Source organism: Pseudomonas sp. SW-3 (assembly GCF_016615645.1).
In the GTDB taxonomy this organism is placed as follows: domain Bacteria; phylum Pseudomonadota; class Gammaproteobacteria; order Pseudomonadales; family Pseudomonadaceae; genus Aquipseudomonas; species Aquipseudomonas mandelii.
This window is the reverse complement of the sequence record NZ_CP067098.1, coordinates 2,554,532-2,581,478: the sequence shown is the minus strand read 5'-3', so window position 1 is coordinate 2,581,478 and position 26,947 is coordinate 2,554,532. Positions and strand designations below refer to the sequence as shown.

Here is a 26,947-nt window from a genome sequence, read left to right as displayed (position 1 = left end):
AACAGGCCGAAACCGGCTAGGAGAAGCCGGTCGTGACCGGCAGACAACGGCCATAAGCGGACTAACAGAATTGTCTACGAAACACGGGAGATTGACACCGCTAGTAACCAGAAACGGTCGATTGTTGGCGCCACAAAAAACTCGGGGCTAGCATAGGCTTAGTTATTTTCATTCGTTAGGCAATCTGGACTGCTTCTGGAGGAGGACCAAACGGCGCCAACGATGCTTTCCCTGTCACCTTGTGTTCAAAGTGGTTGGACATAGCCTCTGCAAAAATTTTGACTACGACTTGCGGGTCAAAACCTGCCTGGTGCTGGAAAAGCACGGCGTCATGCATCGGCACTTTTAGCTCGACTCGTGGATCGCCACTCATCGTAATTAAAGCCTTTTTAAAAATAAGTGATGCGGTACCTTGGACTTGCTGACTGATTGAAGATCTCTTCTCCTTTTCACTTAGAGTTCCCGTTCGCTCTCGCTTAATGTGGTTGCCAAGAGCGGTTCCAATTTTGCCGTCTGTTTCAAACTGAGTATAAACTCTGGATTTCCAATCCTCAAATTCAGAGAATTGTCTAAAAAAAACTTTTGCATGTTGTCTGTCTGCGCCGTACCCGTACGCCGCATCAATTAAGTCACGATGCCTCATTCCATACGCGTAAGATAGGAATAGTCGCTTCGCCTCTTTTCGCTTTGTTGCATCCCGAAAAATAGATTCCGCCGCTATTTCATAGAGATCACCTTCCGCATAAAGTTTCGTAAGTAATGAATCGCCGGATAGCGCGGCCATTATTCCGGCCTCATACTGATCGTAATCGACGTAGGAGAAGAGTTTTCCTTCATCTGGGATCAGTATGTCTCGGTGTTGCTTAGCAAGATTTTGCAATGATGGGTCTTTGAAGTAGATGCGCGAGGTAATCGAACCGAATGAGTCTACTATTGGGAATATTTTTTTCTGGCTGAGCGGTATTGCCGCCAATACCATCCTAGATTTATGAATTTTTCTTAGTTTTAGTAAGTCGTCAGCATATTCGTCCTGCATTGGGACGAAATTGAGTACGTAATCTACATTTACGCCAGAAAAATCAAAGCCGCGAGGCTCTAAATATTCCACGACATCTTCATCCGACGGGACCTCTAGAGGAACACTGTATTTGGACGAAAAGTGCTTTAGGGCCATGTAAAAATCGAATTCTATTTTATCCTTGTGGCCTCTGAGCACTTCCGTGCTTATATTTATTCCAGCCGCAGCAGAACCTATCAGGTAGCGCGCGACAGGCTGTTCAACTTGGACTAGTCTGTCCCATTCCTGCTCGTGTTTTGCTTCAGCTTCAACTTGGTTATAATACGATACGAGAGCATCGGCAAACACGGAAAGAGTTTCTTCGCAGATTTCTTCTTTTCTGTTAAATATCGCGAGATATTTTTGTATGGTCTCTTTGGGTATAAGGCTTTGAAGCGAATTGGTGATGTCTATCTTTTCTTTTTTCTCTCTCTCGGATCTCTTCCCAGAGATGGAAATCCTTAGCTCTTCGACGTCTGTAATTAGTTTTGGAAGCCTCCCAGTTAGTCTGAAAAGTATTGGGGCTATAAGCCAGTAATCATGGCAAACCAGCTCTTCTGTTTGAGAGGAGATATCTTCAGCAGATGCCTCTTTCAGAACTTTTTCAGACCAAAGAAAAAATCTATCTTTTCCTTGATCCGTGTAATCCCTAATGAAAATGAGAGCCTTTTTAGTCATATGGGCTTATCTCTTCGTATAGTTCCATTGGGCTTCTTGATTCGCGTTCTGTAAGAGGCCGTCCGTCTTTGAAATGAGATCTTGCTCGCGTGGCAGTACCTTTTATCTTTGTTTTTAACTCTGATATTAAAGGCCGTAAGTCTTCCCTGCCAAATTCGCTAGTGGCAAGTAAAAAATTTCTTTGGTGGTAAAAAGGCCATGTACTTTTGAATTGCGGTATGACTGGAATTAATGCAGCACTTTCATCAACGCAGCGGAGGTATATGAAGATCGCGGATGCCTCTGCTTGAAGAACGTCCGTCTGTATTTTGGCGGATGCGTACTTAAGAATTCTTTCACTTTTGTAGCGGTTCTTTGCAAGCAACAACCAAAGATGAAAATTTTGCCAGGAATGAATGGATTTCTCATCATCCATCAAATATTGAGTGATTTTTCCGTGGTCATCTTCTGTTAAGTTTAGGGCTGAAAGAAGGCGGCAGTATTGGTCTGTAGAGGCAGCGTGATCTTCTAAAGTTTCTATTATTAACAGTTTAAGATCGTCTGAAATCTCTGTATGGATATCAAAGATCTTCGCTTCGCTTAGTTGAATTAAACGGTTCACTGCAAATCGAAACTGTCGCGACTGAGTTTGTTTGTTGTCTATGCAGTCTTTAAGTAACTGATATATGTACTTTGCTGATCGAGCTATAACCCTCCTACTTCTGGAGCGCCACATGCTGTCGATTGTAAGTGTTCTATCGTCGGTAGTCGGGAAATTTTCGGCGATTTCGGAGTCTGGAGTATCTTTTGTAAGGATCGCGGTTTTTCCTGAGTTAATATTCATTCCGAGTTTTCGGAGCTGATTTATTAAGTCTGTAAGCGCTTTTTTGGCTGTTCGCGGTGAAGAGCAAATGATCCTGATATCGTCCACATACCGATAGTAGTCGTATCCCAAAGCCACCATATTCTGGTCAACTGAGTTGAGTACTACGTTGGCAATGAAGGAAGAGGCATCTCTATTTTGAGGGAGGCCATGTTTCTCATTGTATCCCCATCTTGCCAGGAGCGTACATAGAGTATGTATCGCATTTCGAATTAAAGTCTTCTCAGGTCCTGATGCGCGCACTTGCTCAAGCATTGTTTCAAACGATGTACTTATGGCCGATAGGGAAATATTTTCGAAATAGTTAATTAGATCGGTGACTAGCAGTGATTGGTCATTAGAAAGTGCTGTTTTCGTTACGCCTTCGAAGGTTTTCCATAAGTCGATTCGGCTTTTGAATATGTATTTCTCGGACGATCGCTTTTTGTTAAATCGATGACCTAACACCCGATGAGATAATAGCGGATCATAAAATGGCATCAAATAAGAGCAAATAGCTTGATATATGAAGCGATCATAGAAGTCCGTTTCTAATGAATAACGAATTCCTAGACCTTTTTTTGGGATGTCGTACGCCTGTCTTTCACAGCCTAAGTAACGTCCATTTTCTTCAAGCAAGAGAGATTTTAACGTGTCGTGCAGTTGTAGCTTATTAGAAAATAAGTCTTGGTGCTGTATTACGTCAACGAACCAGTCATCGCGCATATCTTGGTTTAAGTGTTGTAATACTGCGTCGATGTCAATTGGGAATGCTAATAGCTCAAGGGGATCTTTACTATCTAAGGTTATCAGCTTTTTGGAGTTTGATTCTTTGAATAGGATGTTTAGTTTTTTTCGAAAAACATTATCTTTAAGTAGTGCTTTGTTATTTTGTATCTCTGACAACAATAAGTCTAGCGTAAGATGAAGTGAATCGCTTTCACAGGTGACTGTGATTTCGCCGCTGTTTTCGGAAGCAATTTCTGTTTCCATACTTCAATCCTTGATAGTTGAGGAAGCGCAGCCAAATCACCCATCTATATTGCTATTTTCCATGCCGCGAATTAGACCTTTTGTTGACGCTTGCGACGATGCGTAAAAATGCTGCGAGATAGCGTTTATCCGAATGTCCCGGCGAAGTCTACTTGGTAGCATGTCCGCTGGCGTATTGCCACAGGAATAGAAAGAATCATTGAGGCGAAAATTTTCTGTCGAATCGTGGGTCCTCCGTCGTAGTGACACCCGGCTGTCATCGGGAGTGAGGCAAGCGATGGCGTCTGTCACCGTCTGATCTGAATCGCTACTGATTTTGTAGATACCTTGAAGGTCAGCTATTGGCCGATGTCTGCCCTTCGCGACGGGCAGACATCGGCCAAAAACAGCCGGTGAACGAAGCGATAGCTAATGAGTAGCTATGCTTGGTGTACTGCCGGAACTGATTGAGCAGATGGGCTTTTCGACCATGGTGTATAACCCCCTTCAGCGGTCGCCCGACAGTCACAATGCCCGGTCTAGCCAGGCAAGATGACAGAGCAAGGAATGTAGTCGACCAAGCCCGTGAAGGTGTTATCACCCCACTTGAGGTCAACTTAGAGTTAGGCCCAAAGAGGAGTCCGCCATGACCGTAGTCGATCGCCTCAGGTATTTGCGCGTCGTTCTAGTTTTGGCTGGCCTCGCGTGCCTTGCTCTCTACCCACTTATGTTGTTCTGGCCATCCGGCTGGGCCTGGCACGTCGGTCACTCGGACTACCCGATGATGATCGTTGGCATCTACGCCACACTTGGGGTGTTCTTGATCCTGGCCGCACGCGACCCATTAGCCAATCTGAGCCTAATCTGGTTCACCGTATGGTCTAGCGCCGTTCACGGAGGAATCATGACCGTCCAGGCGCTCACCCAGCCGGGGCAAATGGGGCACTTGGCAGGTGACGTGCCGGCGCTTTTCATCGTGGCGGTTGCCTTGGCCATCTTGACGCCCCGCTCGCAATTGGCCGCTCAGCCCCGGACACACAATGGGGCCTAAGAGCAAGTTTGACTGTCAGGATCGGGACGAAAATTGCGTTTCAGTAAAGCAACCACGGGCGAGCTGTCGATACGTCAGATCTCAGGTCATCCCGTGGTTTCTGGAAGCTTGGCGATCACCTTGATCTCGAACTGGTAACCGTAGAGCCACGTGACGCCGACGCCGGTCAGCGTCGGGTGCGGCGCGTTACCCCAGAACTCTGGCAGAACCTTCCAGATCGTCTCGAACTTTGATTCGGGATCGACGATGAAGACGGTGACGTCAATCACATCGTCGAAGGTGCAACCGGCAGCGCCCAGGATTGCATTCAAATTGTTGAACGCGAGTCGAACCTGGGCCTCCAGATCGGGTTCGGGCGAGCCGTCTTCGTTACTGCCGACTTGTCCCGACACGAATAAGAAACCATTGGACTTGATAGCCGGCGAATAGCGATTGCGCTCATAAAGCGCCTGGCGTCCGGGTGGAAAAACAACATCACGCTGTGTCATAGATGCCTCCATCAATGGGTCTACGCAGACCCGGAACAAACGATGTCGAGACTGTAAGGACTTGTGCCTGGGCGATAAACAAGCAACCGTAGCTATCACTGTTTGTGAAATCCAAACAATCTGATCGATAGCCGGGGCAGCAATGGACCGTTTTGATGCAATGCAGGCATTTGCTCGAGTGGTGGAAGCGGGCAGCTTCACCAAGGCAGCCGAAACACTGCACATGAGCAAGACCACCGTGACACAACTGGTCCAGCAGCTTGAGGCACGGTTGCGCGTCAAATTACTTAACCGCACGACTCGCAAAGTCAACGTCACCGCCGACGGTGCCGTTTATTACGAGCGAGTGCTCCAATTGCTGGCCGACATGGACGACGCCGAGACCAGCCTGTCCGGCGCCTCGACGCTGCCCAGGGGCCGGTTGCGAGTGGATGTGCCAAGCCCGCTGGCCAGCATGATTCTCGTACCCGCGTTGCCTGCGTTTTACGAGCGGTACCCAGACATCCAGATCGACATGGGCGTCAGCGATCGTATCGTGGATATGATTGATGAGAACGTCGATTGCGTGGTGCGCGGCGGCGAGCTGACGGATCAGTCGTTAATGGCCCGACGAGTAGGCGACCTCCAGCTTGGTGTTTTTGCAGCGCCCAGCTACCTGGCACGCGTCGGTACGCCTGCGCATCCGCGGGAGCTGGAAGATTCGCATCACCGTATCGTCGGTTTCCTGTGGGCGCGCACCGGCAAAGCCGTGCCCTATGCCCTGCACAACGACGTTGAGAGTGTCCGGATCAAAGGTCGCTACGCGCTGGCAGTCGACGATGGCAATGCCTACCTCGCGGCCGGCCTTGCCGGACTGGGCGTGCTGTGGCTGCCAAAGTACATGTCCAAGACCTTCGAAGCGCGCGGCGAGTTAGTGCCCCTGTTCGAGAACTGGAAACTCGATCCGATGCCCATCTACGTGGCATTTCCGCCAAATCGGCATATCAGTATCAAACTGCGCGTGTTCATCGATTGGGTCGCTGAGCTGATGGCACACCATGCGCCGGTCAGCGACGGACATGACTCGTGAATACAGCGTTGGGGAATTCGCCATGGCGGTCGCTTTGTCCAAATGATCGCTGTGACGGCTCCCACCACAATCAGTGCGATGCCCCTCCGGCACCGAGGGCCCTGGTAAATACAACAGCAGCCCCAGGCAGGTCGCGAAGATCATTTCCAGGGACAGCAACAGGCTGGCCAGTGTCATGGGCAGGCGTCGGGACGCGATGGTCCAGCCGCCCTCCTCTTTTCAAGACCTGAAGTGAGTCAAGACGATCTGCACAGTTCTCAATACGTTCAGAAGCCAAGAGCGTGGAGTCAAAGGCAACACTGTGTCCACTCCCAACGTAAACCGCGCTGGGTTTGAATCCCCACATTATTGGAAGCCTGAATCATGACTACCTTGAACAATGAGAGCTTCAGAACGACCGGCGTCACTCAGAAAGCATCGCTCGGGGTTAGAACCACGGCGATCGGCACCTACGGTGCTTACGTTGCTCTGGCCATCATTTACTTCTGGTTCGGCGGCATGAAGTTCACGCACTATGAAGCCGAGGGCCTGGTCCCGTTGGTAAGCAACAGCCCTTTCCTCGGTTGGGTCTACAACATTTTCAGTGTGGATACGTTCTCCAGTCTGCTCGGTATCCTGGAAGTCTCGATCGGTCTCCTTATTGCGGGGCGTCTGCTGTCACCCAAGCTTTCATTGATCGGGGGTGCGTTGTCTGCCGGATTGTTTTTCACGACCTTGAGCTTCATGTTGTCGACACCTGGCGTGATTGAACCCGGCCTCGGTTTCCCGGCCATTTCGGTTGCACCTGGTCAGTTTCTCCTGAAGGATATCGGCTTGCTTGCCGCTTCGGTTTTCGTGGCCGGCCATTCTCTGACTGCACTGGAATCGCGTTGAACCGATGATTTGTCCTCCAGGAATGGCCTGAAACCGCTAGAGGTTTTCAGGCCATTTCGCCATCAGCCTCTCCTGCCGAATCCTTCATCCAGTCCCGAGGGCTGTAGCCCGTCTTGCGACGAAAAGCGCGGGCAAGCGCCGAAGGACTTTCATAACCGACCTCGGCGGCGATCAGCGTGATCGGTCGCCCTTCACGCAGACGCTTCTGCGCCAGGCTGATACGCCAACTCAACAGATAATCGGCCGGTGTCTGCCCGATGACGGCCCGGAAATGCACGGCATAGGCCGCGCGCGACATGTTTGACTCGCTCGCAAGCTCGGCAATCGACCAGGGACGATGCGGTGCGTTTTGAATCTGGACCAGGGAGCGCGCCAATCGTGAATCGGCCAGCCCGGCAATCATTCCGGTGTGCAACTGGTGGTGGTCGAGCAGATGCCGAAACAACAGGATGATCAGCAATTCGAACAAGCGATCCAGCGCAGCCTCCCTGCCGCAATGTCCGCCCGCCGCCTCAACAAACATCCATCTCAACGTGTCGGCCAGCATCGGTAGCTCATCCAGGGGCAGCACCAGCAGATCGGGTAACGAAGCCGACAGCGGGTTATCGACCCCACCCTCGAACTCCATTGATGCGCACAGGAGTTGAGCCCCTTCGGGTTCATTGGCGAACAGTTGATGCCGGCGTGGTCGGGGCAGAAAAATCAGACTGGGCCGAGTCAGCAGCAAGTCCTTGCGATCGAGCCCCAGCAACGTGAGGGAACCGGCCTGAAGCAGGTGAATATGACCTCGCGTGTCAGCACCGTCGTAAGACGCCATGCCGCAAAGCTTGCCGTTGTAAAAGAGGTTGGCGCGCACGCCGAACTGCGACAACAGTGTAGACAAGCGATCCATGGGCGATCTCTGGGCGAAGTGTAGACACGAAAGAGCATATCACCGAGGGGGTTGCGGTCCGATTGGGTCCTTTCCCCACGCGGCGGGCGCTCCAGGCGTTGTATGCTTGGCGCACCTGTGTGATACACAACACCTGATTGTGTGAGTCCTGAGTTCTGACGAGGTTTTGCTTATGCCCCACTCCCCACGCATCCCGCAACTGCTGGCCTGCGCCCTGATCGGTTTATTCGCTGGCGGCGCACAGGCGAGCACGCCCTCCCCAGCGCCCGAGAGTTTGCAACCGCTGCTGGTGACGATGAATGAGCGACTGAACATTGGTGATTTGGTGGCGCTGGCCAAGTGGGACAGCGGCAAACCCATCCAGGACAGTGCCCGAGAAGCGCAAGTGATCGCTAACGCCAGGAAGATGGCGGTTAAACGCAAACTGGACCCGGAACAGGTCGCCGAGTTGATCGCCGCACAGATCGAAGCCAACAAGCTCGTGCAGTACGGACTGCTCGCCAATTGGCGGGCGGCCGGCAAGGCGCCTGACACACCGCGGCCGGACCTTGCCAAACAGATCAGGCCCCAACTGGATGAGCTGCAAAACCGGCTGTTGCAGCAATACGCTGAGTTCGCGCCCTATCGCAAAGACCCGAACTGCCCCAACTGGCTGGGCGAGGCACGCGCCGGCCTGATCAAGGACCAACTGCATGGTCAGGCATTGATACGCGCGACCGGGGAGCTGTGTGTCGCCGATCAGTGACAGGCCGACGGTAGTCTCGGGCAGCCATTGACTGCATCAATAGTCACCATTAACTCAATGAAGTTCTCTTAAAAACTCCGGGGCGTAACATCGCCTCCATACCAAACAACTACACCCCGGAGCACACCATCATGAAACGCCAAATCCTTCTCAGCATCGCTTTCTCGGTTTTTGCAGTTAACGCTTTCGCCGCTACCTCTGCTCACCCGGTTGTCGCTGAAGGCGGCTCGGATCGTCTGATTGAAAGCCGCGTGGCTGAGGGTGGTTCGGATCGTCTGATCGAAAACCGCGTTGCTGAAGGTGGTTCGGATCGTCTGATTGAAAACCGCGTCGCCGAAGGTGGTTCCGAACGTCTGATCGAGAACCGCGTCGCCGAAGGTGGTTCCGAACGTCTGATCGAGAACCGCGTCGCCGAAGGTGGTTCCGACCGTCTGATTGAAAACCGCGTCGCCGAAGGTGGTTCCGACCGTCTGATCGAGAACCGCGTTGCAGAAGGTGGCTCCGACCGTCTGATTGAAAACCGCGTCGCCGAAGGTGGTTCCGACCGTCTCATCGAGAACCGCGTTGCCGAAGGTGGTTCCGACCGCCTGATTGAAAACCGCGTCGCCTGAATGAATGGCTTCACAGCGGTACCTATCAAAAAGCCCGGCCTGACCCGCCGGGCTTTTTCGTGAGCTACTTTTAGTACATTCGCATAGCCGCCAGTCGATCTTGGCGGCACTATCAGGGTCTTGCAGCAAGCCATCGGGCGACACTGCATGGGCAACACTGAAACGTTCTACAGAACAACAAAAATACAGGAGTTGAAAATGTCTGAGCTGAACCTGCACCCCAACGCCGCACACTCCCTGAAGCAATGGCACGACATGATCCGCAAGGGTGACTTGAGCGCCCTGCCCGAGTTGTTGGACCCACAGGCAATATTCCGCTCACCGATGGCCCACACACCCTACCCGGGAGCGGCCGTGGTATCGATGATTCTCAACACGGTAGTCAACGTATTTGAGGATTTTGCCTATCACCGGGAACTGTCGACGGCCGACGGCTTGAGCGTCGTCCTGGAGTTCAGCGCCAAAGTGAACGGCAAAGAGTTAAAGGGTATCGACATGATCCGCTTCAATGAACACGGAAAAATCGTCGAATTCGAGGTGATGGTTCGCCCATTCAGTGCCTTGCAAGCCTTGGGCGAGCAAATGGGACAACGCCTTGGCGCTTTTCTGGCCGCCAGCAAAGCCTGATTGCAAAGCATCGGTTGGGGCGCGGTGCTGCAGGGGGGCCGACAGGCAACCCGAGCACCTCGCTCTATACCGGCTAATCACCCATTGCAGTTCTTACGCAGGAGTTGGCAATGAACTTCAGATGCTCACTTGCAACCCTAATGATCAGCGTAAGCCTTTTCGGCTGCGCCACTTCAACAGACCATGGCGTGTCTGTCCCCTTGGTCGCCACCCGACAGAACACCGGGCAGATCGGCAACGTCACGCTGACAAGCTGGGAAAAACAGACCGGACTCAGCTTCTTCATCACGGGAGCTCCCAGCGGAGCGACTTTGCCCTTGCGTCTCTATAGCTTCATCCATAAAGGCACCTGCCAGCAGCCCGGGCCAGTGGCCTTTGCAATGAACGACAAGGTCAACACCCAGCGCGAACCTGTACGCGGCTGGTCGTTCTCAAGAAGTGCACCGATCGCCCTGCAAGACCTGCTTTCCAGCGAGTATTCCATCGTCGTGCGAACGGCTCCGGAGAGTGGCAACGTCGATATTTTTTGCGGTGACATCAAGCAGGGAGGCGCAGTGAAGTAGCCATTCGAAACGGCTTATTCCCTGTCTTTCGTAGTACGGATGAGGTTGTCCCGTAATTTCACAATGGCTTTCTGCATTTGCACGAATTCGTCGGGATCAAGACCGGTTTGCGGGAAGCCTTCTTCCGTGAGGCCTTCACGCAGTTTTCGCCCCTCGCTTGTGAGGCGGATGCGAACCTGCCGCTCGTCTTCCGGGTCGCGCTGGCGCAGCAGATAACCCATCGCCTCCAGTTTCTTCAGGATCGGCGTGAGGGTGTTGGATTCGAGGAACAGCTTTTCGCCAAGGCTGCCAACGGTCTGGTTGTCTTCTTCCCACAGCACCACAAGGGTGATGTATTGCGTGTAGGTAAGTCCGAGCCGTTCAAGCATTGGCTTGTATGCCTTGCCGAAAGCGAGGTTAGAGGAATAGACAGCAAAGCACAGGAAGTCTGAAAGCTTCAGGTCGAGGGCGGCTGTCTTTTCGGTGGATTTCATGAGCGTTCTCTGTGGCCAAAGACGGATGGACTGCAAGGTCAGACTATACGTCGCATGCGATGGCATCGGAAGTGCTCACTGCTACGGCCGGCGCTTTCAGGTCGATCAGGCCTTTGAAGGCCGACGACCGGTCCAACGGGAACGCCCCTTGATCGCGCGGTTCAGATCACTTTCACGCAGGAGCTGACCAGCATGCTGATTTCATACTCGCGCTTGCGTCACCGGGCCAAAGGGTAAGCCTGCCCCGCCCTTCTTCTTCACTTTGACGCATGACGAGGATCGTCACGACGGTCAATGTACTCAAGCCCAAGCGGACCTGTTCCGTACACCTGAGAAACATATTCCCCCGATCTGGCCCAGTGAAAATGCGGCGTATTAGCCGGGAGCACCACGACACTGCCCGGGCCATAAGCGACCAACTTGTCCGGATCAAACACAGAGCCAAAACCAATGTAAAACACACCGGACATGACGGTGTATATACGGTCTTCAGGATGGGTATGGGGCATTAACTTCGTGCCATTCGGTACTTTGACTCGCACGACGTAGGGACCTGGCTTGGCAGGATCACCGACCAGTACAGCCAGTTTTACTGCTTGCGGAAACGCTGGAAAGCTACGCCACTCCACGTCTTCGTTATACAAAGCACCGGTTTTACCGAGCGGCAATGGTTGTGCTTGAACCACCGACAGGGTTGTACACAGGGCAAGAAACGTAGTCAGGCAAGCAGTTTTCATAATGCTCTGAATCATGGGAGGCCCCTGAGAAAAATGTCCTCTCTACTGTAGGGGTGGCGATCTCCTGTGATAATGCCGCTGATGCGTATTTCAGTTGATACGCAATGTAATCAATTCAATAACAGGTGTCATAACAGCCCCCCGACTCACGGCGATGGCCAGCCCTTTCACTTCGCGAGCGTCTGCGCTGACACAACCTCCAACGGAGGGATGAATTCAGTCCGGGCTCTTGCCAACCAACAGTTCGCCCGGACGCTCACCCTCCCCCCTCACACCTGATCCATCGCCTCGAACACACCCTTGTCCTCACCCAGGAATCCGCCGCTTTGGTGCTGCCACAGCCGCGCATAGACGCCGTTCTTCCCAAGCAATTCGCTGTGAGTGCCCTGTTCAATGATGCGTCCGTCATCCATGACGATGAGCCGGTCCATGGCCGCAATCGTGGACAGCCTATGGGCGATAGCGATCACGGTCTTGCCCTGCATCATTTCATCGAGGCTTTCCTGAATGGCGACTTCGACTTCCGAGTCCAGCGCGCTGGTGGCCTCGTCAAGCAGCAGGATCGGGGCGTTCTTGAGCATCACACGGGCAATCGCGACGCGTTGGCGCTGGCCGCCCGACAGCTTGATGCCGCGCTCACCCACAAGGGTGTCGTAGCCGGTACGGCCTTGCCGGTCGCTCAGTTGGCTAATGAACCCATCGGCCTGGGCATTGGCCGCGGCGTTGCGAATTTGCGCCTCGGTCGCATCGGGACGGCCATAAGCGATGTTGTCGCGAATAGAACGGTGCAGCAGGGAGGTGTCCTGCGTGACCATGCCGATGGAGCCGCGCAGGCTTTCTTGCGTCACGTGTGCGATGTTTTGGCCGTCAATGCGAATCTCCCCGCTGTCGACGTCGTAGAAGCGCAGCAGCAGGTTGATCAGCGTGGATTTGCCAGCGCCAGAGCGGCCGACCAGGCCGATTTTTTCGCCCGCGCGAATGCTCAGGCTCAGGCCGTCGAGCACCTGGCGTTCGCCATTGTAGTTGAAGCTCACCTTATCGAAGGTGACTGCGCCGCCAGAGGTCACCAGCGCGCCCGCGCCCGGTGCATCCTGCACCTTGGCGCCCAGGGTCAGTGTTGCCATGCCGTCCTGTACGGTGCCGATGCTCTCGAACAGCGAGGTCATTTGCCACATGATCCAGTGCGACATGCCATTGATCCGCAACGCCATGGCGGTGATTGCCGCCACGGCACCCGCGCCAACCTCACCCAGGTGCCATAGCCACAGGGCATAACCACCGGCTGCCATGATCAACGCCACCACCAATGCCTGATTGACGATCTCGAACTGGCTGACCAGACGCATCTGGCGAAAGCCGGTTTGCTTGAAATCCTCCATCGCGGCACGCGCAAAGTGCGCTTCACGATTGGAGTGGGAGAACAGTTTGACCGTCGTGATGTTGGTATAGGCGTCCGAGATACGCCCGGTCATCATCGACCGCGCATTGGCCTGTTCCTGCCCGACTTTCCCCAGACGGGGTACGAAGTACAGCATGGCCAGACCGAACAACACGACCCAGGCAACGAACGGCAGCATCAGTTTCAGCGCGAAGCCGCCGGCCAGTGCGATGATCGCGATGAAATACACCCCGATCCCGGGTGCGATCTCGATCAGGGTGAAGAGCACGTCGCGCACCGCTAGCGCCGTCTGCATCACCTTGGTAGTGACTCGCCCGGAAAACTCATCGGAGAAAAACGAAAGGCTTTGCCGCAGCATCAGGCGATGGAAGTCCCAACGCAGCCGCAACGGCAAGTTAATCGCCAATATCTGGTGCTGCACCATGGTGCGCAACGCCACCAGCCCGACACTGGTCACCATGACGATGCCCATGCCCCACAACACGCGACTTTCCTGCGCCGCCGCTTCACCGCCCGCCTGCCAGGTCGAGAGCAGGTCCACGACCTGACCGAGGAAGGAAAACAGCCAGGCTTCGTAGATCGATACACAGGCACTGAGCAACGCAAGCGCAAGGATGTAACCGCGGGCGCCCCGGGTACAGGCCCACAGGAAACGAGCCAGACCGGCGGGTGGTGGTGGTACCTCGTCAGGAGGAAAAGGGTCGAGTCTTCGTTCAAACGCACGAAGCATGGTGTTCTCCAAAACGATCAAGTGGGGGAGATTCTGCCATTGAACGGTTGCTTTGAGGGTTTTGTGAAATTGAGGTAAGCCGCTGCTGGCCGATTGCACCGCCGAACTGACTCAGCAATGACAGAAAGTGCTCGGATTCATGTTCGCTTCGAGCGCCAAGGCACCGTGCGATCCATGGCCCCGGTCGCAGGAATTTGAAATGCACGGCGTTGCTCGACAGAATGGCGCCCCGATCCGGCCAAAGTGCCGGTCGTTTGTGGTGAAAAGGGGTTGCGGTTGAACGAACAGACATTGTCCATGCGCCTGGAACGCGTGGCGGCGCATGTGCCAGCCGGTGCGCGCCTCGCCGATATCGGCTCGGATCACGGCTACCTGCCGGTGGCGTTGATGCGCCGGGGCGTCATCGCATCGGCGGTGGCCGGTGAGGTGGCATTGACGCCGTTCCACTCGGCTGAACGCACCGTGCGCGAAAGCGGTCAAGACCTGCGAATCACCGTGCGCCTGGCCAATGGCCTGGCGGCCATCGAGCCGGAAGATGGGATCACGGCGATCAGCATCTGCGGCATGGGCGGCGAGACGATCCGCGACATCCTCGACAGCGGCAAGGCGCACCTGAGCGGCCAGGAACGCCTGATCCTGCAACCCAACGGCGGCGAGCAGCCGTTGCGCCAATGGCTGATGGACAACGGTTACCGCATCCTCTGCGAGGAACTGCTGCGGGAAAACCGCTTTGACTACGAAATCATCGTCGCCGAGCGCGCCTCTGCAGTGACGTACACCGCCGAGGAGTTGTACTTCGGCCCGCTGCAGATGCAGGCACGCAGCCCGGCGTTCCTGCTCAAGTGGCAGCGCATACTGCGCCACAAGCAGCAGACCCTGACCCACTTCGCCCGTGCGCGGCAGGCCGTGCCCGAGGCGAAGCTGCAAGAGATCGCCCGGCAGGCCCGATGGATCACCGAGCTGCTGGCTTGAGATTGTGCAGGGCTTACGCGAACAGTGCAGAGCGGTGATCCGGCAAAGCTAAAAACACCTCAGGCAACAGCATTCCCCATGCCGGCGGCGCTGTTCGGATCATCATATTCGCCTGTAGCAAAGGCTCCCCCCTCAAGGTGATAGACCGTCGGTTCCTCCGAAAAATATTCCTCCAAGCCCATCATGAATATCCGATGGTCTTCACTCGCCTCGAAGCCCGGCGTGTGATCCTCGAGTGATTGCCATCGCACGATCAGGTTGAATAGCTGGGGAGTTTCGATCCCTTGTGCGAGCAAGTGACCGCGGTAACCCTTTGCGCGGCGGAGCAAAGGAGCGACCTCGGCAAATGCACGCCTGAACGTTTCAATGTGTTCTTTGTGCACGGGTAGCAGAGCGATTTCGTAAATCATGGCGTTCCCTTAAAGTGAGTTCAACGGTCAAAATTACGCACTGACGAGATGGGACGACGGCCCTACTGCAATCGCGATTTTTCCTTGAACACCGTTGTTGGGCCTCTCCAGAAGGGCATGGGCGAGCGCAATGTCGGCAAGCGAATAGACAGCGCCAACGTGCGGCCGCAGCTGACCGCGTTCTATCAATGCGCTCAACTCATCAAGCTTGCCGCGGTTTTGTCTTGTGAAAACGAAGTGATAACTCGCGTTCTTGCCCCAGGCCTGAACGACGTTTTGTGGCTGGGCAATGTCCACAATCGAGACAACGCGGCCAAGTTGTGCGAGCACGTCGGGGCTGCGCGACAGTGTGTTGCCGCCGATGGTGTCGAACACGACATCGACTCCGCGACCACCGGTTTCCCGGATGATGGCGTCGACGTAATCCTCCTTTTCGTAGTCGATGATCACGTCGGCACCCATACTTCGAGCGAACTCAACGTTTGCTTCGCGCACAGTCGTGAACACCCTTGCGCCCATGGCTTTTGCCAGCTGGATCGCCACATGACCGACGCCTCCCGCGCCGCCGTGGACCAGGATGCTTTCCCCCACTCGGAGCTCAGCACGCACAGCCAGTGCTTCCCACGCCGTTCCTCCGACCAGACTCAGGCTTGCCGCCTCAAGATGGCTGATCGAGGGAGGCTTCTTCCCGACAATGCTTTCGGCAGCAACGTGGTACTCGGCATAACTGCCTGGCCCGTCGAATATTTGCGGGGTGTACCAGACTTCGTCTCCCGGGGCGAAGGTCGTCACACCCGGCCCAACGGCTTCGACAACGCCAGATACGTCGTGTCCGGTAATGGATGGCAGTTGCACCAGATCGGGATAATCGCCACGTCGTACCTGGTAATCCAGCGGGTTGATGGAGGTTGCGTGTACCCGGACCAGGACCTGTCCTGTGTGCGGTACTGGCTTGGGCACGTCACGAAGTTCGAACGATTCCGGGCCGCCAAATGATTTGAGTATGAGCGCTTTCATGGTCAATCCTCGTTTCGACAAAAAGGGATATCGGGATTTCTCGATATCTTACGGTAAAAAAAAAGCTACAGCTCTTTCCCCATGAGCTCGACAAGAGCACTGATGGTTGCTTCATTGCGCTTGTAGTAGGTCCACTGACCGATGCGCCTGACCTCGACCAGGCCCACTCGTTGCAGCGTTGCCAGATAATCAGACACCGTCGACTGCGACAGGCCGACGCCTTCTTGAATACTACTGACGCAGACGCCCACCGTATGAACGTCACCTTCATCCTGCGGAGGGAAGTTCTTGGCTGGATCCTTCAAACCTTTCAAGATTTCAAGGCGTGTACGGTTTGAGAGGGCTTTGAATATTTCGAGTAATTCCATAACTCGAAGATATCGACATTTACCGATATGTCAATACATTAATACGAGAGCAAGCGGCTGACGCTTGCCTCACCCTTTGACCGAGCAGCCGTTAATCGTAGAACGGCTCAACCGATACCCGACTGCCGACAAAAAAGCTGTCAGCCACCAGTCGCAGCGGCTGGAGGTCCAGTTCACTGGTTTTGTCGCCAATCAGTTGTTGGAAATGTCGGTACACCGCCGCGTACTCGCCCTCCTCCGAGACGGCTTGATGCACGCCATCGATACTCAACAATGCGCCACCGTTATCCAGGCGCAGGGTGCCTTCGGTGCAGCGAATCTCGATGCTCCAGAGTTCGTCATGACCGTGGTCGAAATCGAACTCTGCGCGCACGTCGAGGTGACGCGCGTCAGACATTTTGATCGAAGCGGCAATCGGCGACTGGCAGTTATTGGGGACTCGCAGTTCAGCAGACTCGACAAACAGCGGCAGCGCCAACAGATGGGTTGCAATCGACAACGCGTTGATACCGGGATCGAAGACGCCCAGGCCGCCCGGTTGCCAGATCCACGCCTGACCGGGGTGCCATTTGCGTACGTCTTCCTTCCAGTCGATCTGCACGCTGTGCAGGGTGCGGGTAGCCAGCCACGCACGGGCGGCTTCGATACCGGGCGCATAGCGTGAATGCCAGGCGAACAATCCGCTGACGCCTTGCTCCTGCACCTGGCTCACCAATGCCATGGCTTCACCCAGCGTGGCGCACGGCGGTTTTTCGACCAGCACGTGTTTGCCGGCGGCCAGCGCTTGTTGCACCAGCGCGAAGCGGCCTTGTGGCGGTGTGCAAAACGCAATCGCATCGACCTGCGGGCCCTTGTCGAGCAACTCGCCCAGGGACCGAAAGTTCTCGACCCCGGCGCAGGGCTGCCCTTGCGTGGCGACAGAAACCAACTGGAACGCGGGGTTGGCGTTGATAGCGGGGACGTGTTGATCCTGGGCAATCTTGCCGTAGCCCACCAGACCGAGACGGATCGGTTGCATCAATGACTCCTGTTTTTTTGTTTTTCTTGATACGCGAATCGGCAAGATTACGTTTGTGTGGCGGGGAAGTCATTGATGATGTGCTGACGTTTCATCTGGCACGCGAGCTGGAGCGATGCTATCCCTGCCAACGGACGCCGAGGGTCGATAGCGGCCCGCCACCGACGCCCCCCTGAACCCGGCGGGGCGAAGGCATCGCACCGTCGCCACGCCAGCGCAAAAACAGGTCAGCTCATCCAGTTACCGCCGTCGACATTGTAGGTCTGAGCCACCACATATTCGCTCTCGGACGACGCGAGGAAAATCGCCATGCCCGTCAGGTCCTCAGCGGTGCCCATCCGCCCAAAAGGCACTTCCTGCCCCACGCGCTTTTTCTTTTCACCCAATGGCCGGTTCTCATAGCGGGCAAACATTGCATCGACGCCGTCCCAATGCTCGCCATCGACGACACCTGGGGCGATGGCATTCACATTGATGCCATGCTTGACCAGGTCCAGCCCTGCGGATTGGGTAAGGCTGATCACCGCCGCTTTGGTCGCGCAATACACCCCCACGAGGGCCTCCCCTCTTCGTCCCGCCTGGCTGGCCATGTTGATGATCTTGCCGCCATGGCCCTGAATGATCATCTGACGGGCCGCTGCCTGCAGGGTGAAAAGCGTTCCTGCCACATTGATCGAAAACAGACGCTCGAAGCTGTCGCGGGTGATATCGACAATGGGCGCAAGGTCGAACAGTGCGGCGTTGTTGATCAAGATATCCAGCTTGCCGGTCTGCGCGATGACAGCGGCGATGGCCGCATCGATGGACGCCTGGCGGGTAACGTCCATCTCGACAGCGTATGCGTCAGGCCCCAGCTCGGTGGCCGTGGCTTGGGCGCGCTCCAGGTTGATGTCCGCGATAGCGACGGTCGCTCCCTCGCGAATGTAAGCCTGGGCAAAGGAACGTCCAATGCCTCGGGCAGCCCCTGTGACAAGCGCGCTTTTTCCTTCGAGTCGTTTCATTGATGGTTCATCCGTTTTCTAACATTCGGGTAAGCCCGATCAAGGGCAGGCGGGGTGTAGCGTTCAGGCAGCGAGACGCATCAGGACAGACCCGCTCCCACATTAATTGCGCAATCCTGTGGGCGCGTGGCTTGTCCGCGATGGAGGCCACTCAGTGTCCAGACAAACCAGGACAGTGGCCCCCGATGCACCGTTGGCTACTTGGGATAACCGGCGCGTTTCATTTCACGTTCGGTGGAGGTCTGTGCGGCAGCGAGTGCCTGATCGACCGACATTTGCCCCGTCAGCGCAGCGGAAAACAGTTTCCCCACGGAGGTGCCTATCGCCTGGAACTCAGGAATCGTGACGTACTGGATGCCGACGTAAGGAACCGGCTTGATCGAGGGGTGTGCAGGGTCAGCGTGCTGCATCATCTGCAATGTCACTTGCGCGAAAGGCGCCGCTTGCAGATAGGCCTCGTTGTACGTGGATTGACGCGTGCCAGGCGGAACATTGGCGATGCCGTCTTTTTCAGCGACCAGTTGAATGTATTCTTTCGACGTGGCCCACGTGATGAACGCCTTGGCTGTCTCTTTATGCTTGGAGGTGGCCGGTATTGCCAGCGACCACGCATACAGCCACGACGAACCCTTGTCGGTGACCTGCGTCGGTGCCGGGGCAAAGCCAACGCGGTCGACAACGTTGCTCTGTTCCTTGTCCGTCGTGAAAGATCCCGCCACGCTGGCATCCACCCAGATCGCGCACTTGCCGCTGTTGAACAGTGCGAGGCTCTCGTTGAAGCCATTGCTCGACACACCGGGTGGCCCATACTTTTTCAGGGTGTCGACATAGAAGTGCGCCGCGGCGGTCCACTCCGGGCTGGCCAGCTCCGGCTGCCACTGTTCATCGAACCAGCGGGCGCCAAAGGCATTGGCCATGGTGCTCAACAACGCAATGTTCTCACCCCACCCTGCCTTGCCCCGCAGGCACATGCCGTACTGTCCTTTATCGGGTTCGTGCAGCCTGGAGGCGAACTCGCCGAGCTGCGTCCAGGTCGGATGCTCCGGCATGGTCAACCCGGCGCCCTTGAACAGGTCGGTGCGGTAATAAGTGATCGTGCTTTCACCATAGAAAGGCAAGGCGTAGAGCGTGTTGTCGACCGACAAGCCCTGGCGTACCGAGGGGAAGATGTCTTGCAGATCGTAGGCTGGCGGCAGTGCCGTGATCGGCTCAAGCCAATGCTTGGCACCCCACAGCGGTGTTTCATAAGTACCAATTGTCAGCACGTCGAACTGCCCGCCCTGAGTCGCGATATCGGTGGTCAGGCGCTGACGCAGGACGTTTTCTTCCAGCACCACCCAGTTGAGCTTCACGTCGGGGTGCTGCTGTTCAAAGATCTTGGAGAGCCGCTGCATCCGGATCATATCGCCATTGTTCACAGTGGCGATGGTGACCGTTTCGGCTGCATGACTGACGAGGGCAAAAGACAGGCCGGCAAAAATGTACAGTGCTTTCGGGATGGTCATCGTAGTGCTCTCCGCTTCGCGCCCTGGACGACGGAAGCTATTATTTTTGTTGTTAACCATTGCCGGGCAAATACAGCTGCGCAGCCATGGTGGACGGCTTGATTACACCAGCTTGGAAAACCCCGGACAAACGCACAGAGGACAGCAACCCGATACTTTTTTTACCGTCCCCGGGACACAGCCTGGCGATCAAAAAAGTATCAGTGCCAAGCAATCCCCGAGCTAGCAAGCGCCAGGCAGGAAGGCGTATGTTGCCTGCATACGAACAACAAATAACAAAGAAAGAGACCTGCCATGCCTGATAGCCGAGCCGCGCTGTTTGAACAGCGCCCCGCCGAACTGGAGGTCATTCTTCCCGAGCCCGATCATTGTTTTCGCTGGTATGAACACGACTACCCCTACTCCCTGGCTCGCTGGAATCACCACCCGGAATTCGAAATCCACCTGATCCGCCAAGGCAGCGGCAAGCTGGTTGCGGGCGATTACATCGGCGCATTCGGTGCCGGACATGTGGCGCTGATCGGCCCTGATCTGCCCCATGACTGGATAGGCGATCTGGCACCCGGCGAGTTCCTGGCAGGACGCGATGTGGTTCTGCAATTCGACGGTGCCGCGATTCTGGCCTTGCGTGAAACGATGCCCGAACTGGGCGAGCTTCAGCACCTGTTTGAACGTGCACGCCGGGGCCTGGAGTTCTGCGGCGCAACGGCTGTGCAGGCCGCACATCTGCTGGAAGACATTGGCCCCGCTCAGGGGCTCGAACGCCTGATTCTGTTTCTGCAACTGATCAATGCACTGATGAAAGCGCCCTCCCAAGACGTCCATGTGCTCGCCAGCGCTTACTACGCGCCATCCCTGGATGCCCAAAGCTCCGAGCGCATCCACAAGGCCTTTGACTACTTGTTGACCGAGCTCACAGGCGACATTCGCCTATCGGTGATTGCCCAGCGCCTGAACATGAGCGAGCCCGGTTTTTCGCGCTTCTTCAAGCGAGTCACCGGCCACGGTTTCATCGACCTGATGCGCAAGCTCAGGGTTCAGCGTGCCTGCCGGCTACTGTTGCAAACCGAGATGTCAGTGGCGGGCATCTGTTTTGAAGTGGGCTATGAAAACCTGTCCAACTTCAATCGGCACTTCCGTATCGAAATGGACCAGACCCCGAGTGAATACCGTCGCGGTTCGGCGATGACCCTGTTCAATCGCAACGGTCCCCACGCCTCCCTGCCGTTCACCAAAGCCCATTGAATGAGCGATGCGAGCCAGTCGGTTCAACCTGGACTCGCTTCCATTGCGATCAAACCGCCGGCTGATGACTGGTCACACAGTGAATCCCTCCGCCACCCGCCGCGACGGCGTCGATATTGAGCTGTACCACCTCCCGGTCCGGATACAGCTGCGACAACAGTTCAAAGGCCTTCGTATCCGCCGCTTTGTCACCAAACTCGGGCGCAATGACCGCGCCATTCACCAGAAAGTAGTTGATGTATCCGGCAGCAAAGTCCGGGTTGTTGCGGGTGAACTGACTTTTGCGCGGATTGAGCGGTGGCGACAAGGTATGCACCTGCAGCTTGCGGCCATCCGCATCGGTGGCGTTTTTGAGGATATCCAGGTGCGCCAATGTCACGTTCCGGTCGTATGAATCGGGGTCGTTGTCGAGGTTGGCGACCACCACGCCCGGCTTGACGAACCGCGCGTAGAAATCAACGTGAGCGTCGGTGATGTCCTTGCCCTTGATGCCCGGCAACCAGATTATTTTGCGCAACCCCAAACGGTCTTTCAGTTCCTGCTCGACCTCGGCTTTGGTCCAGTCGGGGTTGCGGTTGCGGTTGATCCAGCTGCTTTCGGTCATGATCCCCGTGCCGTGGCCATCCACTTCGATACCGCCGCCCTCGCCCACCAGTTCGCTGCGCAGATAACGTGCCTGCGTAGTCTCGGCCACCAAAGCGGCCACTTGCGCATCCTCGTCATGCTGCTGTTTGTTGCCCCAGCCGTTGAAGTTGAAATCAACGGCGCCGAGTCCGCCTTCGCCATCGATGACAAAATTGGCGCTGATATCGCGCATCCAGATGTCGTCAAGCTCAGTGGTGACGTAGGTGATATTGGTCGTGCCGCACTGTTGTTCGGCCAGACGCCGCTCGCCCTGGCGGCAGAACACGGTGACCGGCTCATATCGGGCGATGGTGCGGGCGATCAGGCCCATGGTCGCTTGCACTTCGGGCGTGAAATCCTCCCAGATGGCGCTCTGTGCGCCAAACGCGATGAAGGCCCGTTCATGTCGGTCGCCCTCGTCCGGCATGCGCCAACGACCTTGTGTCGCTGCGTGCACGGGCGCAAAGCTGAAGCCGAGGGAAGCTGCGGCGCCGAGACCGGCAATCACCGACACCTGCTTGATGAAATCCCGACGTGTCGGCATGTGTTGATCCTTGTCTGAAGCACTCATTTCGCTGTCGCCGTCTTGAATTTGGTCCAGGTGCGCATCCGCGCCCGCATGTCGGATTGGGGAATGTCCTTGCCCGGAATCAGCCGCGCATAGGTGGCCTCATCGAGGTAAATATCCGGGTTGTTGCGCATCGTCGCATCGACGTCCGGGCGGGCCTTGGCGTTGGATGTCGGGTAGCCGGTGAAATTGCTGATGGCCGCCATGTTCTGCGGGCGCATGACGAAGTTGATGAACGCGTAGGCGTACTCCGGGTGTTTGGCGTCGACCGGAATGGCCATGGTGTCCATCCACACGGTCGTGCCTTCGCGGGGAATGCGATATTCGAAACGAGTGTGCTTGCCGGCGCTGTCCGAGGTGCGTTGTGCCTGGGTCATGTCACCGCTGTAACCGAGGGACAGGCACAGGTTGCCGTTGACCAGATCGGTCACGGGTTGCGACTGGAACTTGCGAATGTGCGGTCGCAGCTTCATCAGCAACTCACTCGCTGCGGCCAGGTCTTCAGGCTTGGCGCTGCGCGGTTCACGCCCGAGGTAGTTGAGCACCACCGCCAGCACTTCGTCCGGAGAGTCGATCATCGAGATGCCGCAATCGGAAAATTTCGCCGCCAGTTCCGGTTTGAACAGCATGTCCAGGCTGTTGACCGGGGCGTCGGGCGAACGCTGTTTGACCTGTTCGTTATTGTAGGTCAGGCCGATGGTGCCCCAGGTGTAGGGGACGGTGGCCTGGCTCGACGTTTCGTACTGCCTGCGCAGCTTCTGCAAACCGGGTTCGATGTCGTCCACAGCGGTGAGTTTTGAGCGATCCAGCGGCAGCAGGCTGCCGGCGCGCATCAAGCGTTCGGCGACGGTGTCGCCGGGGAAGATCAGGTCATAACCACTGCCGCCGGCGAGCATCTTGGCCTCCAGGGTTTCGCTGCCGTCCATGACGTCGTAGATCACCTTGATCCCGGTTTCGGCAGTGAATCTGGCGAGGGTGTCTTCGGCGAAGTAATCGGCCCAGTTGTAGAGCCGCAGGGTCTTCTCTTCGGCGTGCAGCGGCGACGAGGCGATTGCCCATCCCAAGGCGCCGAGCAACAGCTTGCGGGGAATGCGCATATCAAACTCCTTGAGTGTTCCAGCGTGCATGAAGGTGACGACCGTCCTGACTCAGCAACGCCCCGTACATGTCCGGGCGACGGTCGCGGTAAATGCCCCAGCTCAGGCGTTCTTCGCGCATGGCGTGCAAGTCCAGGCTGTGGACCAGCACGTCGCTGCTGTCGCGATCAGCCTCGGCGAGCAACTTGCCCTTGTGGTTGCAGATAAACGACGAGCCGTAGAAGCTCATTTGCAAGGCCGCATCGGTGGTCGCCACCTCGCGACCGACGCGATTGGCCGCCACCACCGGCAGGATGTTCGCAGCGGCATGGCCACGCATGGTCATCTGCCAATGGTCACGGGAATCCAGGGTTTCGCAGCCCGGCTCAGAGCCGATGGCGGTGGGAAACAGCAAGACTTCGGCGCCCATCAACGCCAGGCAGCGGGCGGTCTCGGGGAACCACTGATCCCAGCAGATCCCGACGCCGAGGCGCCCGAATGCCGTGTCCCAGACACGGAAGCCGGTGTCGCCGGGGCTGAAGTATTCCTTCTCCTGGTAACCGATGGCGTTGGGGATGTGGGTCTTGCGATACACCCCCAGCAAGCGCCCGTCGGCGTCGGCCACGCTCAGGGAATTGAAGTAGGCATTGCCAGCCTTCTCGAACCAGCTCAGCGGCAACACCACCCCCAACTCCTTGGCCAGCGCAGCAAAGCGTTTGAGTACGCCGCTGTATCGATACTCTTCGGCCAACGCCAAATGTTTATGGCTTTGTTCAATGCAGAAATACGGCGTAGCGAACAGCTCCTGTAACAGGATGACCTGGGCGCCCTTCGCGGCCGCCTCACGGATCAGTCGCTCGGCCTGATCGAGATTGTTCGGCAAGTCCCAAGTGCACGGCATCTGGGTGGTAGCAATCGTCAGTAGCGTCATGGTTTCACCCCTGCACTGGCCAGGCGGGCTGCTGCTGGGTGATGCAATGCACCCCGCCGCCGCCATGGGCCAGGTGATTGATCCGCACCGGCACCACCTCGCGCCCCGGGAACGCCCGGGCCAACACTTCGGCCGCCGCGTGGTCGGCGTCGATGCCATAGGCCGGCATGATGATCGCGTGGTTGGCGATGTAGAAGTTGGTGTACGAGGCACAGAACACTTCGGCTTCGGTGTCCACGGCATCGGTGGCTTCATAGAGTTCGATCAGCTCGAACGTGCGCCCGTGGGCATCGGTGGCCAGCTCCAGTGCGCGACGGTTTTCCCGTGCAACCTCGGCGTACACCGAATCTTTGTCGTGGGTGGCATCCACCAGCAACACGCCGGGGCGGGCGAAGGCGCAGACGCCATCGACGTGGCCGTCAGTCATGTCGCCCGTCACGTAGTCCGGGTCACCCGGCAGCCAGATGGTTTTCTTCACGCCCAATAACTGCGTGAAGATTTCCTCGATCTCGGCCTTGGTCATGCCCGGGTTGCGATTGGGGTTGAGCAACACCGATTCGGTGGTGATCAGCGTGCCCTCGCCGTCGACATGAATCGCACCGCCTTCGTTGCTCAGCGGGGTGCCAAAGCACGGCACGCCGAGGCGATTGAGTGCGCGGCGCGCCAGGCTTTCGTCGAGGTTATGCAGCGACTTGCCGCCCCAGGCATTGAAGCGCCAGCTCACCCCGCCCAGACCGTGTTGCGGATGGCAGACGAAGCTCGGGCCGGAGTCGCGGCACCAACTGTCGTTCACGGCCAATTCGATCAATTCGATGTTGGGCCCACACAGCGCTTTGGCACTCGCAACGGCCGACGGGTCGACGACCATTTTCACCGGTTCGAACCGGGCGATGGCGTTCGCCACCCGGGCGAAATCCTCTTGCACTAACGGCAAGGTGACGCCCCAGCCCGACTCCCAAAGCGCCTGGTTGTGTGGCCAGACCATCCAGGTCGCGGCGTGCTTCACCCACTCTGCCGGCATCCACCAGCCACTGTTCTGAAGTTCGTTCTGCTGCATGACAAGCACCCTTGAGTTAAGTCATTGTGTTCAATGAAAACTGCCTTCGCGGTCTTGGCATGCATGCTACGGCCGTAAAACAAGGCCAACAAACGATGGATTTTGTAGAAAAGTAATTAGAGGAACTTATCGATATGCTCAAGCACTGGCCTCCGCTCAACACCCTTCGCGGCTTTGAAGCCGCCGCCCGCCTGGGCAGTTTTCACAAGGCGGCCGACGAGCTGCACCTGACCCAATCGGCGATCAGCCAGCAGATCCGCACGCTTGAGGCGTACCTTGAGCAGCCGTTGTTTTTTCGCAGTGGACGCAGCGTCAGCCTGACCGATGCCGGTCACGATTTGCTCAGCACCACCCAGGCGTTATTGCAGCAACTGGCGGTCGGCATTCGTCGCCTCGGGCAATACCAGAAACCCAACCAACTGGTGCTCAACACCACGCCGACATTCGCCCGTCATTGGTTGCTGCCGCGTCTGGGGGATTTTCGTCGTCAGCACCCGGAGGTCGACCTGTGGATTTTCAGCACCGATGAAGTCCCGGACATGACCACCCAGACCATCGACCTCGCGGTGCGTGACGACATCAGTTCCCAGGCCGAGTGCAGCTTCAAGGTGTTGCACGCCGACCGCCTGTACCCGGCGTGTCATCCAGACGTGTTGACGGTGCCCGTCGAGCAGCGCACCACCCTTCACGGAGAGCGGGAGATGGACTGGAGTCATTGGGCGGTGGAGGCCGGGATTGATGTCGGGCAGAAGGATCAGGGGCTGAATTTCTCCGACCCCGGCCTGCTGCTGGACGCCGCCTGCGCGGGGCTCGGCATCGCCCTGGTCAGTCAGTTGCTGAGTCGGCCGGCACGTGACAGCGGACTGTTGCAGCCCTTGGTGGAAGACACCATTCGCGGCCCGAACTGGGCCTTGCTGACCCATCGTGACAGCGAGAACAATCCGCTGGCGCGTAGCTTCGTCGAGTGGCTGTTAAGTAACCTGGACGCAACGAGCCAGACGTCTCCCGCACTTGCAATATGAAAGGGGACTCGGCTAATGGCCAGTATCCTCAGCCAAGTCCGTTGATGAAGTTCATATTGAACAACAGAACACTCAGCCTAGTGCTATTGAGAGATAGTCGCTTACAAGAAACTTAATTAGTTCAAAAGAACTTCCAGTGCGCCATGACATTATTCAGGCGCCATTTAAGTGACTTGTATTTCACAAAAACCACTCGCTAATGCCGCCGATCGAGACTGCAACAATCATTCAAAAATTCAAACACACCGACGAATGGACTTTAAATATTTAAACCCTTTAAAAACAACAACTTAATATTCTATTACCAACTAAAACAAAACCCCGCCA

The 26,947-nt window shown here is 56.4% G+C and carries 27 protein-coding genes; 10 read left to right on the top strand and 17 right to left on the bottom strand.

Features of this window, described 5'->3' with window-relative positions; all coding sequences use genetic code 11:
• Positions 1-175 precede the first annotated feature (175 nt).
• Complete coding sequence (locus JIO00_RS29790; protein WP_234452947.1) at positions 176-1,735, bottom strand: DNA polymerase; 1,560 nt, start codon at positions 1,733-1,735, stop codon at positions 176-178.
• Complete coding sequence (locus JIO00_RS11525; protein WP_200668252.1) at positions 1,728-3,569, bottom strand: RNA-directed DNA polymerase; 1,842 nt, start codon at positions 3,567-3,569, stop codon at positions 1,728-1,730. The genes JIO00_RS29790 and JIO00_RS11525 overlap by 8 nt, the downstream gene beginning before the upstream one ends.
• Positions 3,570-4,194: 625 nt before the next feature.
• On the opposite strand from JIO00_RS11525, the gene JIO00_RS11520 reads away from it, so the two are divergent.
• Positions 4,195-4,599, top strand: coding sequence for a DUF6632 domain-containing protein (locus tag JIO00_RS11520; RefSeq protein ID WP_172790698.1), 405 nt, complete (start codon positions 4,195-4,197; stop codon positions 4,597-4,599).
• Positions 4,600-4,685: 86 nt separating this feature from the next.
• On the opposite strand, the gene JIO00_RS11515 is transcribed toward JIO00_RS11520, so the two are convergent.
• A complete protein-coding gene (locus JIO00_RS11515; protein WP_010459176.1) occupies positions 4,686-5,087 on the bottom strand; it encodes a RidA family protein in 402 nt (133 codons plus the stop codon).
• 142 nt (positions 5,088-5,229) lie between these two features.
• Here JIO00_RS11515 and JIO00_RS11510 point away from each other — a divergent pair, with 142 nt between their 5' ends.
• Positions 5,230-6,156 carry a LysR family transcriptional regulator gene (locus JIO00_RS11510; RefSeq protein WP_102594917.1) on the top strand — a complete coding sequence of 309 codons (927 nt, stop codon included), beginning with the start codon at positions 5,230-5,232 and terminating at the stop codon, positions 6,154-6,156.
• A 363-nt stretch (positions 6,157-6,519) separates the two neighbouring features.
• Positions 6,520-7,029, top strand: a complete 510-nt coding sequence (locus JIO00_RS11505; RefSeq protein WP_200668251.1) for a YkgB family protein — start codon at positions 6,520-6,522, stop codon at positions 7,027-7,029.
• Between the two features lie 46 nt (positions 7,030-7,075).
• Here JIO00_RS11505 and JIO00_RS11500 read toward each other — a convergent pair whose 3' ends face one another.
• The gene (locus JIO00_RS11500; protein ID WP_200668250.1) at positions 7,076-7,921 is read right to left on the bottom strand and encodes a helix-turn-helix transcriptional regulator; all 846 of its coding nucleotides are present in this window, start codon (positions 7,919-7,921) and stop codon (positions 7,076-7,078) included.
• Positions 7,922-8,093: 172 nt separating this feature from the next.
• On the opposite strand from JIO00_RS11500, the gene JIO00_RS11495 reads away from it, so the two are divergent.
• The 4 genes from JIO00_RS11495 (at position 8,094) to JIO00_RS11480 (ending at position 10,467) form a co-directional block, all read left to right on the top strand.
• Entirely contained in the window at positions 8,094-8,666 is a 573-nt protein-coding gene (locus tag JIO00_RS11495) for a chorismate mutase (protein ID WP_083377082.1), read from the top strand.
• A 131-nt stretch (positions 8,667-8,797) separates the two neighbouring features.
• A complete protein-coding gene (locus JIO00_RS11490; RefSeq protein WP_200668249.1) occupies positions 8,798-9,277 on the top strand; it encodes a phage infection protein in 480 nt (159 codons plus the stop codon).
• A 198-nt stretch (positions 9,278-9,475) separates the two neighbouring features.
• The gene (locus JIO00_RS11485) at positions 9,476-9,904 is read left to right on the top strand and encodes a nuclear transport factor 2 family protein (RefSeq protein WP_200668248.1); all 429 of its coding nucleotides are present in this window, start codon (positions 9,476-9,478) and stop codon (positions 9,902-9,904) included.
• A gap of 110 nt (positions 9,905-10,014) precedes the next feature.
• Entirely contained in the window at positions 10,015-10,467 is a 453-nt protein-coding gene (locus JIO00_RS11480) for a hypothetical protein (RefSeq protein WP_102593386.1), read from the top strand.
• 14 nt (positions 10,468-10,481) lie between these two features.
• Here JIO00_RS11480 and JIO00_RS11475 read toward each other — a convergent pair whose 3' ends face one another.
• From JIO00_RS11475 to JIO00_RS11465, 3 genes are all read right to left on the bottom strand, one after another.
• Positions 10,482-10,940: a MarR family winged helix-turn-helix transcriptional regulator gene (locus JIO00_RS11475; RefSeq protein ID WP_010459160.1), complete on the bottom strand. Its 459-nt coding sequence runs from the start codon at positions 10,938-10,940 to the stop codon at positions 10,482-10,484.
• A gap of 257 nt (positions 10,941-11,197) precedes the next feature.
• Complete coding sequence (locus tag JIO00_RS11470) at positions 11,198-11,692, bottom strand: cupin domain-containing protein (protein ID WP_200668247.1); 495 nt, start codon at positions 11,690-11,692, stop codon at positions 11,198-11,200.
• Between the two features lie 254 nt (positions 11,693-11,946).
• A complete protein-coding gene (locus JIO00_RS11465) occupies positions 11,947-13,806 on the bottom strand; it encodes an ABC transporter ATP-binding protein (RefSeq protein ID WP_200668246.1) in 1,860 nt (619 codons plus the stop codon).
• A gap of 276 nt (positions 13,807-14,082) precedes the next feature.
• Here JIO00_RS11465 and JIO00_RS11460 point away from each other — a divergent pair, with 276 nt between their 5' ends.
• Positions 14,083-14,778, top strand: a complete 696-nt coding sequence (locus tag JIO00_RS11460) for a tRNA (adenine(22)-N(1))-methyltransferase (protein WP_186353611.1) — start codon at positions 14,083-14,085, stop codon at positions 14,776-14,778.
• Between the two features lie 59 nt (positions 14,779-14,837).
• On the opposite strand, the gene JIO00_RS11455 is transcribed toward JIO00_RS11460, so the two are convergent.
• The 6 genes from JIO00_RS11455 to JIO00_RS11430 all read right to left on the bottom strand — a co-directional run bounded on the left by JIO00_RS11455 (position 14,838) and on the right by JIO00_RS11430 (position 20,097).
• On the bottom strand, positions 14,838-15,188 hold the full coding sequence (locus JIO00_RS11455; protein ID WP_200668244.1) for an antibiotic biosynthesis monooxygenase family protein: 351 nt from the start codon (positions 15,186-15,188) through the stop codon (positions 14,838-14,840).
• A gap of 33 nt (positions 15,189-15,221) precedes the next feature.
• A complete protein-coding gene (locus JIO00_RS11450) occupies positions 15,222-16,205 on the bottom strand; it encodes a zinc-dependent alcohol dehydrogenase family protein (RefSeq protein ID WP_172790690.1) in 984 nt (327 codons plus the stop codon).
• 65 nt (positions 16,206-16,270) lie between these two features.
• Positions 16,271-16,573, bottom strand: coding sequence for an ArsR/SmtB family transcription factor (locus tag JIO00_RS11445; protein WP_010459152.1), 303 nt, complete (start codon positions 16,571-16,573; stop codon positions 16,271-16,273).
• Between the two features lie 91 nt (positions 16,574-16,664).
• A complete protein-coding gene (locus JIO00_RS11440; protein WP_200668242.1) occupies positions 16,665-17,591 on the bottom strand; it encodes a Gfo/Idh/MocA family protein in 927 nt (308 codons plus the stop codon).
• 227 nt (positions 17,592-17,818) lie between these two features.
• Positions 17,819-18,592, bottom strand: coding sequence for an L-iditol 2-dehydrogenase (locus JIO00_RS11435; RefSeq protein WP_200668240.1), 774 nt, complete (start codon positions 18,590-18,592; stop codon positions 17,819-17,821).
• Positions 18,593-18,789: 197 nt separating this feature from the next.
• Positions 18,790-20,097, bottom strand: a complete 1,308-nt coding sequence (locus tag JIO00_RS11430; protein WP_102593384.1) for an ABC transporter substrate-binding protein — start codon at positions 20,095-20,097, stop codon at positions 18,790-18,792.
• 294 nt (positions 20,098-20,391) lie between these two features.
• Between JIO00_RS11430 and JIO00_RS11425 the strand changes: the two genes are divergently transcribed.
• Positions 20,392-21,342, top strand: coding sequence for a helix-turn-helix domain-containing protein (locus JIO00_RS11425; protein WP_145310836.1), 951 nt, complete (start codon positions 20,392-20,394; stop codon positions 21,340-21,342).
• 49 nt (positions 21,343-21,391) lie between these two features.
• Here the strand turns inward: JIO00_RS11425 and JIO00_RS11420 are convergent, their stop codons facing one another.
• Genes JIO00_RS11420 through JIO00_RS11405 form a run of 4 tightly spaced genes read right to left on the bottom strand, consistent with a single transcriptional unit; the run spans position 21,392 to position 25,598 of the window.
• The gene (locus JIO00_RS11420) at positions 21,392-22,510 is read right to left on the bottom strand and encodes an agmatine deiminase family protein (protein ID WP_200668238.1); all 1,119 of its coding nucleotides are present in this window, start codon (positions 22,508-22,510) and stop codon (positions 21,392-21,394) included.
• A 23-nt stretch (positions 22,511-22,533) separates the two neighbouring features.
• Complete coding sequence (locus JIO00_RS11415) at positions 22,534-23,631, bottom strand: extracellular solute-binding protein (RefSeq protein ID WP_200668236.1); 1,098 nt, start codon at positions 23,629-23,631, stop codon at positions 22,534-22,536.
• 1 nt (position 23,632) lies between these two features.
• A complete protein-coding gene (aguB, locus tag JIO00_RS11410; RefSeq protein ID WP_200668234.1) occupies positions 23,633-24,541 on the bottom strand; it encodes an N-carbamoylputrescine amidase in 909 nt (302 codons plus the stop codon).
• A gap of 4 nt (positions 24,542-24,545) precedes the next feature.
• Positions 24,546-25,598 carry an agmatine deiminase family protein gene (locus JIO00_RS11405; RefSeq protein ID WP_200668233.1) on the bottom strand — a complete coding sequence of 351 codons (1,053 nt, stop codon included), beginning with the start codon at positions 25,596-25,598 and terminating at the stop codon, positions 24,546-24,548.
• A 134-nt stretch (positions 25,599-25,732) separates the two neighbouring features.
• Here JIO00_RS11405 and JIO00_RS11400 point away from each other — a divergent pair, with 134 nt between their 5' ends.
• Positions 25,733-26,620: a LysR substrate-binding domain-containing protein gene (locus JIO00_RS11400; protein WP_102593380.1), complete on the top strand. Its 888-nt coding sequence runs from the start codon at positions 25,733-25,735 to the stop codon at positions 26,618-26,620.
• The last annotated feature ends 327 nt before the right edge of the window (positions 26,621-26,947 follow it).